Annotated in this window: 12 protein-coding genes and 1 tRNA gene; 7 read left to right on the top strand and 6 right to left on the bottom strand. The window is 69.6% G+C overall.

Annotated elements, in window-relative coordinates; all coding sequences use genetic code 11:
* The 3 genes from NQ160_RS12785 to NQ160_RS12775 form a co-directional block, all read right to left on the bottom strand.
* Window positions 1-1,526: alpha-amylase family glycosyl hydrolase (locus NQ160_RS12785; RefSeq protein ID WP_257515610.1), on the bottom strand; the 1,526-nt coding region annotated here is incomplete at its 3' end.
* A gap of 116 nt (window positions 1,527-1,642) precedes the next feature.
* A complete protein-coding gene (locus NQ160_RS12780; RefSeq protein ID WP_257515609.1) occupies window positions 1,643-1,786 on the bottom strand; it encodes a hypothetical protein in 144 nt (47 codons plus the stop codon).
* A 113-nt stretch (window positions 1,787-1,899) separates the two neighbouring features.
* On the bottom strand, window positions 1,900-2,064 hold the full coding sequence (locus tag NQ160_RS12775; protein ID WP_257515608.1) for a hypothetical protein: 165 nt from the start codon (window positions 2,062-2,064) through the stop codon (window positions 1,900-1,902).
* A 231-nt stretch (window positions 2,065-2,295) separates the two neighbouring features.
* Here NQ160_RS12775 and NQ160_RS12770 point away from each other — a divergent pair, with 231 nt between their 5' ends.
* Window positions 2,296-2,439 (top strand): SDR family oxidoreductase, encoded by a 144-nt coding sequence (locus NQ160_RS12770; RefSeq protein WP_285178407.1) that lies wholly within the window; start codon window positions 2,296-2,298, stop codon window positions 2,437-2,439.
* A gap of 11 nt (window positions 2,440-2,450) precedes the next feature.
* On the opposite strand, the gene NQ160_RS12765 is transcribed toward NQ160_RS12770, so the two are convergent.
* Both NQ160_RS12765 and NQ160_RS12760 read right to left on the bottom strand, forming a co-directional pair.
* Complete coding sequence (locus tag NQ160_RS12765) at window positions 2,451-3,350, bottom strand: DUF808 domain-containing protein (RefSeq protein WP_257515607.1); 900 nt, start codon at window positions 3,348-3,350, stop codon at window positions 2,451-2,453.
* A gap of 219 nt (window positions 3,351-3,569) precedes the next feature.
* Window positions 3,570-4,094 (bottom strand): hypothetical protein, encoded by a 525-nt coding sequence (locus tag NQ160_RS12760; RefSeq protein ID WP_257515606.1) that lies wholly within the window; start codon window positions 4,092-4,094, stop codon window positions 3,570-3,572.
* Between the two features lie 175 nt (window positions 4,095-4,269).
* Between NQ160_RS12760 and NQ160_RS12755 the strand changes: the two genes are divergently transcribed.
* On the top strand, window positions 4,270-4,761 hold the full coding sequence (locus tag NQ160_RS12755; protein WP_257515605.1) for a GNAT family N-acetyltransferase: 492 nt from the start codon (window positions 4,270-4,272) through the stop codon (window positions 4,759-4,761).
* Window positions 4,762-4,880: 119 nt separating this feature from the next.
* Here the strand turns inward: NQ160_RS12755 and NQ160_RS12750 are convergent.
* A tRNA-Ser gene (locus NQ160_RS12750) sits at window positions 4,881-4,971 on the bottom strand.
* Between the two features lie 106 nt (window positions 4,972-5,077).
* On the opposite strand from NQ160_RS12750, the gene NQ160_RS12745 reads away from it, so the two are divergent.
* The 5 genes from NQ160_RS12745 to NQ160_RS12725 form a co-directional block, all read left to right on the top strand.
* Entirely contained in the window at window positions 5,078-5,581 is a 504-nt protein-coding gene (locus NQ160_RS12745; protein ID WP_257515604.1) for a MarR family winged helix-turn-helix transcriptional regulator, read from the top strand.
* Window positions 5,582-5,624: 43 nt separating this feature from the next.
* Complete coding sequence (locus NQ160_RS12740) at window positions 5,625-6,428, top strand: SDR family NAD(P)-dependent oxidoreductase (protein WP_257515603.1); 804 nt, start codon at window positions 5,625-5,627, stop codon at window positions 6,426-6,428.
* A 100-nt stretch (window positions 6,429-6,528) separates the two neighbouring features.
* Window positions 6,529-7,926, top strand: a complete 1,398-nt coding sequence (locus tag NQ160_RS12735; protein ID WP_257515602.1) for an MFS transporter — start codon at window positions 6,529-6,531, stop codon at window positions 7,924-7,926.
* A 62-nt stretch (window positions 7,927-7,988) separates the two neighbouring features.
* Window positions 7,989-8,942 (top strand): L-lactate dehydrogenase, encoded by a 954-nt coding sequence (locus tag NQ160_RS12730; protein WP_257515601.1) that lies wholly within the window; start codon window positions 7,989-7,991, stop codon window positions 8,940-8,942.
* 70 nt (window positions 8,943-9,012) lie between these two features.
* Window positions 9,013-9,517: ATPase domain-containing protein (locus tag NQ160_RS12725; protein ID WP_257515593.1), on the top strand; the 505-nt coding region annotated here is incomplete at its 3' end.

Genomic DNA, 9,517 nt, shown 5'->3' with positions numbered 1-9,517 from the left:
GCCCGCACCACCTCGGCGAGATGACCGCCGGTGATCTCCTCGCCGCGGAAGCGGTAGAGATCGTCGCCGTGCCGCGTCGCCCAGTGCACGAGCTCATAGGTGAGCTCGTCGTGGTTCTGCATCCCGTGCACCAGCTGCACCGGCTGGACGCCGAGCTCGAGCGATGTCCGCAGCGCGAGCCGCAGGAACTCCGTCTGCCCTGTCGCCAGAGCGTGGTGATAGCCGGGACGACCGACGAAGTCGTAGGAGAGATCGGCTCCGACGGCTGCGGTGTCGCGGATGTCCTCCATCGTGAGGTTGAGCTCCTGGAAGGTGAACCCGCCGACTTTGCGCACCATGCCGGCGATGATGTGGTTCGCGGCGTGCGAGAGCGGATGCCCCTCCGACCACGCCGGGCCCCCGGCGGTCTTCTCCACGCCGAGGAAGCCGTTGGCATCCAACCGCAGGGCGCTCGTGCCGAGCTCACCGAGCGAGTGCAGGGCATCGCCGATGACCAGGCGCATGCCGGCGAACGTGGGGTCCAGCCAGTTGATCGACGGCTGCCCCTGCTTGAAGTAGTGCAGGTAGACCCAGCGGCGTGTGATGCCGTCGGGGCCGATGACGGGTGCCGTCGCGCTCCAGTTCGTCTCCTTCACGCCCGGCGTGTAGAAGATGACGCGCTGGAGGGCGCCGATGATGTACCCGCGCTCCGCGAGCTCCTGCTCGGTGGCGAGGTCGAGGTTGACGCTGTCGACACCCTCGGGCACATCGGGGAGAAGCCCCCAGTCCTCGGGGGCGATTTCGACCATGTGGTAGATGCCGGGGTAGTCCTTGAACCCCATCTCGGCGAGCCGGAAGTCGGCTCCCTTGCCGGTGTGCCCGGGCACGATGTCGTCGATGACGCTGCCGCCGTGACCGTCAGCGGCGTCGCACAGGGCGCGGAACTCCTCCTCGGTGCCGAAGGCGGGGTCGATCTCGGTGCTGATGCGGTCGAAGTGTCCGTCTACGCTGGGCGTCTCGCGCCAGCCTGCGATGCCGCCCGCCCGCTTCACCGGACCGGTGTGGACCGCGTTGATGCCGATGCGCTCGAACACCGACCACAGCTCGTCGTCTCCGAGCGCAGCCAGGAAGGACTGCCCGGGACGCGTGACGAGCGAGATCGGGTACGCCGTGAACCACACGTCGGTCGCCGCGATCGCGCGCCGGGCATCGGGGCGTGCATAGGGGTTGCGCCACATCGCCGGCTGTCCCGCGAGCTGGCGCGCGAGCACATCGGCATCCTTGAGCATCGACTGCCGCACGAGCCACTCGACGTACGACGGGTTGGTGCCGTTCGCCGTGCGCGGGTCGGTCTTGATGCGACGCACGCTCCCCCCGCGGAACTGGTCGCGCGGCCGCAGCCGCCTCGGCCGGGCGGGATAGCGCTGCTCGTCGTAGCTGATCTCGGCCTTCTCGAGGTCAGCGTCCTCACCGCCCTCAGCGTCGATCCCGGTCAGGTCGATGGGGCCGGTGTAGAGGTCCTCCGGCCGAAGGTCGTCGTGCGCCATTGTTCAACGCTACGGGATGGCACCTTCCGAAATCGGGACTGGTGCCTGGCACCGGGAACCACTATGGGAAGCGCGGGACTGTTCCGGATGCCGGGCGACGGATCCCGACGGGGCTGTCAGCGTTGCGAGCGGGGTGCGAATGGCCCCGGCTCGTCGTCGGTGTCCTCATCGGCGGCCTGCACGGCGATCGGCGGCACTCCCAGGAACAGCGCCACGAACTTGCCCCACCAGCCTGACGAGCGAGCGGTCTCGCGAGCCATCTTCGCCTCCTCCTCCGATGACGCTCACGGTACCGCAGTCCGCGCCGGGGGTGCGGGGGCAGTCGGTGTTGATCCAAGCGCCCATGGAGTGGCTGCGCCCCGGGCACTGGCCGTCAGGGGTGCGTCACCGCCGGCGCGTCGGGCTCATCGCCGCCGCCGACGTTCTGCGTGCGGGCTGCGTCGTCGCGGACCTCGTCGGTGACGGCGTCCGTGGGCGCCAAGTCGTCGGCGACGGCGTCGTCGGCGTGGCGTTCGTGGGGCATGTTCAGATCGCTCATGGTGTCCTCCTGGGATTGCGTCAAGGGTGCGGCGCAACCGAGATCCGCTCAACCGGGTTGACACCCGTCGCGGACGCGGTGTCACGACGGGGTCACCGGGTTTCCGCGCCGACGCGGCCGCAAGCTGCCGACCACGGTTCGGTGGACGCATACGGCCCTGGCCACGCGGCCGAAGGGTACGGACGCGACGACCGAACACCGGGAGGGAGCGGCGGGTGCGGCACGGCTCGCTTGAGTGGTCCCGTCGGCAGTCCGGCGGACGTCGCGCACGCCGCCGCCTTCCTGCTGTCGCCGGCTTCGGCGTTCATCACCGGCACCGTGCTGCCTGTCGACGGCGGGCGGGCTGCGCTGGGCGCAGACCCCGAGAGCGCCTAGAGAACCGCGGACTATGTGGTGGTGTGCGGCGCGGCCGCCGCCGGGCGCTTCACCGCTCGGGAGATGCCCGAGATGACGAGGACGATCAGCAGCCCGAGCGCGAGGCCGAAGACAGCGGAGATCAGCGTGTCCACGATCCAGACGACGACGGGACCCGCGGCTTCGACCGCGTGGGTCGCGACGTGCAGGAGGTCGTAGGGTCCCGCCCACAGCGTCTCGGCGAGATTCGCGATCACGAGGTGGCCGCCGACCCAGAGCATGGCCACGGTGCCGATGACGCTGATGACCCGGAAGACGGCGGGCATGGAGGCGACGATCCGCACGCCGGTGCGCCGCACGCGGCGCGAGGCGCTCTTCATCAGCCGCAGCCCGACGTCGTCGATCTTGACCAGCAGCGCAACGGCTCCGTAGACGACGATCGTCATCGCGAGACCGATGACCACCAGCGCGCCGAGAGTCATCCAGATGCCGAAGTCCGGGTCCAGGTTCGCGAGGGAGATGAGCATGATCTCGGTGCTGAGGATGAGGTCCGTGCGCACCGCACCGAGCACCAGCTTCTTCTCGTCGCGCGGCTCGTCGTCAGCGTGCGCGTGGTGCTTGCCGAACCACTCGAGGACCTTCTCCGCCCCCTCGTAGCAGAGGAAGCCGCCTCCGATGATCAGCAGGAACGGCAGCACCCACGGAGCGAACGCGGTGAGCAGGAGCGCGATCGGGATGATGATGACGAACTTGTTGACGAGGCTGCCGAGGGCGATCTTCCACACGACGGGCAGTTCGCGGGCGGGGGTGATCCCCTGCACGTACTGGGGCGTCACGGCGGCGTCGTCGATCACGACGCCCGCGGTCTTCGCGCTGGCTTTGAGCGCGGCCGTCAGGATGTCGTCGACGACGGCAAGGAGTCCGACCGACATGTGTGACCTTCTCTTCCCCAAGGGCGTGGCGGCGACGCGCCGGGCACGAGGGCGCTGAAGGCCCCGAGCGAGGATATCCCCTGACGGGGGCTATCCTCGACACACCGCGGGGGACGGCGGCGGGGCGGGCGCCCCGGCAGTCCACCGCAACGCTGATCTCAGACCCGAGCGGCAGCTTCCTCGGCGAGGATTCCGCCGGCTGGACGTACTCGCGACGAGTTATGCCCGAGATTCTCGCGCCTCATGGATTCCGTCTATCCGACGAAGATTAACCAGCTGAAGCATGATCGGATATGCATGGAGCGGCACTGATGGAAGAAGAATCCACAGCGAGGCTTCCATATAGCCCGCAGACAGGGCAATCGCAGCGATGACGACGTGGACGAGCAAGCCGCAGCCATGACCAACTGCCGCTGATCGCAAGTCGAAGGCCAGTGGCTGCAAGTCGGACGGCTTGGTGACAGGCTTTCGCATGTTCAGCACGAGGGCGTTCCATCGGATGAATGTGAGAATCCGGTCGAAAACCTTCACACCAAGAGCGGCGAACAAGCGGTTGCTTCGGGCTGAGATTCTGAAAGCTCCTGCCGGAATCCTCTTTGCCAGTTCGGCGCCTATGAAAATGGGGAATGCGAACGACATGAGGGCAACGCAAAAGGGGAAAGCCCCATGCTCCGGCCCGATGCTGGACCACAGTGACGTCGTCATGACACTGATTGCGCCGAGCACAATGATTATGGCCGCCATGCGGGTTTCGTCCCTCGATCACGATGCAGTCGACAGTCTTAGCCTCTATTGAACCCGCTTTCGGGCGGCCCAGCTCCACGAGGGCGGCCAACGACGGCATCCTCCAGGAAATGACAGGACGCCACCGCCGTGGTCACGGTCGACGTCGACGCCGCGTGCGTTGCAGGATGGGAAAGTGGCTGTGCGCATCGAGAAGGTCCCCGTCGACGACGCGCGCGCCGTCGCGCTGCGCGGGATGCTGGACGACGAGCTGACCGCTCGGTACGGGCCGGTGACGACCAGCGAGGACCCCGAACTTACCGCGGCACGCCGGAAGGCCCTGCGCGTGCACCCCGACGACGTCATCGCGACCTTCCTCGCGCTCGATGAGGACGGCACGCCGCTCGGGCACGTCATGCTGCGCCGCCTCGGCGCGGACGTCGAACTCAAGCGACTCATCGTGCCCGCCGCGGCACGGCGCCGGGGCGTCGGTCAGGCCCTTACGACCGCCGTGATCGAACGAGCCCGCGCGGAGGGCGCACGCCGCGTCATCCTGCAGACCGGCAAGCCGCAACCCGAATCGATCGCGCTGTACACGGCCGCGGGGTTCACGCCGATCCCCGTGTACGAGCCGTACGTCGCGTCGATGCCCAGGTCGCTGTGCTTCGAACTGCCCCTGGCGCCCTGACCATCGCCGCCGAGCTCCCCGTGCACGCCGGGGGGCGACCTGGCCGTCGGCGTGCACCAGATCTGCACAACGACCATCCCGAACAAGGAGAAAACCCCCGCCGCAGCAGGGGTTTTCAGTGGCGGTGACGGTGGGATTTGAACCCACGGTAGGGGGTTACCCTACACAACTTTTCGAGAGTTGCACCTTCGGCCGCTCGGACACGTCACCGCGGACAATCGTACGCGAGACGGGCCGACGCCGCCAATCGAGCCGACCGGGCCAGGACAGCCTCCTCTTAGTTGCCTGAGGCAACCACTCGGCGTAGAGTCTGACCATGGATGGGACGACGGCGGACCCCACTCCGGAGGCGGTCCTCCTGACGTCGCTGACACAGTTGATGGCCCAGTGGGCGTCGCTCACGCGGCAGACCGTTGTCGCCCGTGAAGCGGGACTGACCATCGATGCCGGCGACATCCGTCCCATCTACACCCTGGGCCGGGTCGGTCCGATTCGCGCGGGCGACCTCGCCGCCGATCTGCGGCTGACCCGGCCCACCATGAGCAAGCAGCTCGCCCGCCTCCAGACGGCCGGACTTGTGACGAAATCGCCCGACCCCGACGACGGGCGCGCGAGCATCGTCGCGCTCTCCCCGGAGGGCGAGCGCGTGTTCGCCCTTCTGGTCCAGCGCGGTCGCGAGATGGTCGACGAGGCGATGCGGGGGTGGGATGCCGCGGAGCGCGGCCGCTTCGCCGCCCTCACCTCCCGGTTCGTCGAAGCCGCGAGCGGGGCCGACGCCGATCGGCCTGCTGCACCCACGTCCGACGACCCGTCGGCCTGAACCACGGCCCCGACCCCCGGGCCCAGGAAAGAAGGAGGCAACCATGCCCCGCACCTATGTCGTCACCGGATCAGCATCCGGCATCGGCGCCACCACGGCGCAGCTGCTGCGAGACCGCGGCGAGCGCGTCATCGGCGTCGACCTGCGCAACGCCGACGTCGAGGCCGACCTGTCGATGCCCGCAGGGCGCACCGATGCCGCCGCGAAGGCCGTCGAACTCGCCGGCGGCACCGTCGACGCGGTCATCGCCTGCGCCGGCATCTCGGCCCCGATCGCCAAGACCATCTCGGTGAACTTCTTCGGCGTCACCGAGTTCCTCGAGGCCCTGCTGCCCGCGCTGACGAAGTCCGACGCCCCCCGCGTCGCGGTCGTCTCGTCGATGGCCTCGCTGCAGGCGAACTCGCCCGAGATGGTCGAGGCCGCGCTCGCCGGTGACGAGGCGCGCGCGCTCGAGATCGCCGAGGGCCTCGCCGCCCAGGGACCCCAGATCGGCTACCTCGTCTACCCGGCGTCCAAGCGCGCCCTGTCGCGCTGGGTGCGCCGGGAGTCGATCACGCCCGCCTGGGCGGGAGCCGGCATCCCCCTCAACGCCGTCGCCCCCGGCACCGTCATCACCCCGATGACCGCCGACCTGCTGAAGACGCCCGAGGGCGCGGCGATGGTGGATGCCTCGGTCCCCATGCCGCTGAACTACCACCAGCCCCCCGAGTCGATCGCCTACCTGCTGATGTGGCTCACGAGCCCCGAGAACACCCACCTCGCGGGCCAGGTCATCTACGACGACGGCGGCGCCGATGCATCGCTGCGCGGCGATGACATCTGGAGCTGGGCCGACCAGCAGCACTGACCCCCCGACCGAAGGCGAGGGATGCGACCCCCCGGCATCCCTCGCCTTCGCTGTGCCCGGTGCGCTGCCGACTGGGGTCCGGCGGGTCTAGCGTGGGCGCATGTCCGAGACCATGGACCGGCAGCAGCGACTGGTCGTGGCCGTCGCGGTGCTCGCGTCGTTCGTGGCGTTCCTCGACGGCAGCATCGTCAACGTTGCCCTCCCCGCCATCGGCCGGGACCTCGGCGGCGGCCTCACCACACAGCAGTGGACCGTCGACGCCTACCTCATCACCCTCGGTTCGCTGATCCTGCTGGCGGGCTCGGTGAGCGACGCCTTCGGGCGCATCCTCGTCCTGCGGATCGGACTGATCGGGTTCGGCGTCGCATCCGTCGCCATCGCCCTCTCACCGGATCCGGTGACCCTCATCATCGCCCGCGCGGTGCAGGGCGCCGCCGGGGCGTTTCTCGTCCCCAGCTCCCTCGCCCTCATCACGTCGAACATGCGCGGGCCGGTCCAGGCCCGCGCCATCGGCACCTGGACAGCGCTGACGACGGCCGCCACCATCGGCGGGCCGCTCGTGGGCGGCCTGTTCGTGGACTACCTGTCGTGGCGCCTCGCCTTCGTCATCAACGTCCTCCCGATCGCGGTGACCCTGTGGCTGCTCCCCCACCTGACCCTGCGCGACGTACGCCGTGAGGATGCCGCGATCGACTGGACCGGTGCGGTGCTGTGCACCTTGGGCCTCGGCGGCATGGTGTTCGCCCTCATCGAGCAGCCGAACCTCGGGTGGGCGTCGCCCGCCATCTGGATGCCGCTGGCGCTCGGGATCGCGCTGTTCGCCGCCTTCCTCGTGCGTCAGCGCACGACACGGCACCCGATCCTGCCCCTGGGCCTGTTCCAGGTGCGTAATTTCTGGACCGGCAACGTGGCCACCGCGTTCATCTACGGCGCACTGACCCTCAACGGCTTCGTGGTCGGGGTGTACCTGCAGCAGGGCGCCGGACTGTCGGCGACGCTCGCGGGACTGGCCAGCATTCCGTCGACGGTGCTGCTCGTGCTGCTGAGCTCCCCGATGGGGGCGCTGGCCGGGCGCCTCGGTCCCCGCCTGTTCATGACAGCGGGGCCGCTGCTGATGGCCGCCGGGTCGCTGCTGCTCCTCACCGTGTCGCAGGAGTTCGACTACTGGTGGCAAGTGCTGCCCAGCATGCTGGTTTTCGGATTCGGGCTGGCGGTGACCGTCTCGCCGCTGACGGCGGCGATCCTCGGCGCCATCGAACCGGCGCGGTCGGGCATCGCCTCCGCGGTGAACAACGCCGTCTCGCGGGTCGCGGGGCTCATCGTCATCGCCATGCTGGCCGCGATCGTCGGCGGCTCGGTCGACCTCGAGGGCTTCCATCGGGCGGCGGTGGCGACCGCGCTGCTCATGGCCGCCGGCGGGATCGTGTCGTTCTTCGGCATCCGCAATCCGCCACGCCCGGCCACCGCCGAGGCCGACGCTGCGACGCCGACGCCCTAGCGCCGGCACGTCCGTCGGGTCACCCGGTAGTCAGCGGCATCCTCCCCTGCAAGACTGACCCCATGACCGCGATCGAGAATTCGAAACTGACCGTCGTCGGCGCCGGCAGCGTCGGCTCCTCCACCGCCTACGCCGCGCTCATCCGGGGGTCGGCGCGCCACGTCGCGCTGTACGACATCGCGAAGGAGCGGGTCGAGGCCGAGGTCCTCGACCTCGCCCACGGCACCCAGTTCACGGGCTCCAGCGACATCACCGGCGGCGACGACATCTCCGTCGCCGAGGGGTCGCACGTCGTGGTGATCACCGCCGGCGCGAAGCAGAAGCCCGGACAGACCCGCATCGAGCTGGCCGGCACCAACGCCGGCATCCTGAAGACGATGATGCCGCAGCTGCTGGAAGTGGCGCCCAAAGCGATCTTCGTCATCGTCACGAACCCCTGCGACGTGCTCACCGTGCTGGCGCAGGAGGCCACGGGCCTGCCGCCCGAGCGCATCTTCGCCTCGGGCACGGTGCTGGACACCTCGCGCCTGCGGTGGAAGCTGGGCCAGCGCGCCGGGGTGTCGTCCTCGAGTGTGCACGCCTACATCGTCGGCGAGCACGGCGACACGGAGTTCCCGCTGTGGTCCAAGGCCTATATCGGCACGGTGCCGATCCTCGAGTGGGAGACCGAGGGCCACCCCCGCATGTCGGTCGACGAGCTCGACCAGATCGCCGTCGACGTGCGGGATGCCGCGTACAAGGTGATCCAGGGCAAGGGCGCGACCAACTACGCGATCGGCCTGTCCAGCGCCCGCGTGGTGGAGGCGATCCTGCACGACGAGCACGCGGTCATGCCGGTGTCCACCGTGCTCGACGACTTCCACGGCGTGTCGGGCGTCGCCCTCTCGGTGCCGTCGATCGTCAGCGCGAGGGGCGCCAAGCCGATTCGCGAGACGCCCTTCTCGCCGAGCGAACTGGGACTGTTCCGCCGCTCGGCCGACGCGCTGCGGCGCGTCGCCGACGACCTCCGCGGCTGAGCGCCGGGGGTCAGCCGGCGCTTGTGGGGTGGATGCCGCAGGTGTCGGCGGCTCCGCATAGCCTGAAGGCATGGCCACCCGACGCCCCACGACAGCCGCACCCTACCGATGCACCGAGTGCGGCTGGACGACCCTCAAGTGGGTCGGCCGCTGCGGGGAATGCCAGCAGTGGGGCACCGTCGTCGAAGCGGCGGAGCAGACCGGCATCGTCCGCACGGTCGCACCGGTGGCGCCCGGAGCCGCCCGCGCCGCTCGGCCCATCACGCAGGTCCAGACGCAAGAGGCGGCCCGCACGACCAGCGGCATCGGCGAGTTCGACCGGGTGCTCGGCGGGGGCCTCGTTCCCGGGGCGGCGATCCTGCTCTCCGGCGAGCCGGGCGTCGGCAAATCGACGCTGCTCACCGAGGTCGCCGCGCAGAGCGCGCGGGTGGGTCGGCGGGTGCTGTACGTCAGCGCCGAGGAGTCGCTCGGCCAGGTGCGCCTGCGCGCCGAGCGCACCGGAGCGCTGCACGACGAGCTGTATCTCGCCAGCGAGACCGACCTTGCCACGATTCTGGGGCACGTCGACGAGGTGA

It is taken from the genome of Microbacterium sp. zg.Y909 (assembly GCF_024626565.1).
Note: the sequence above shows the minus strand (reverse complement) of the source record. Positions and strands in the feature narration are given on the sequence as shown.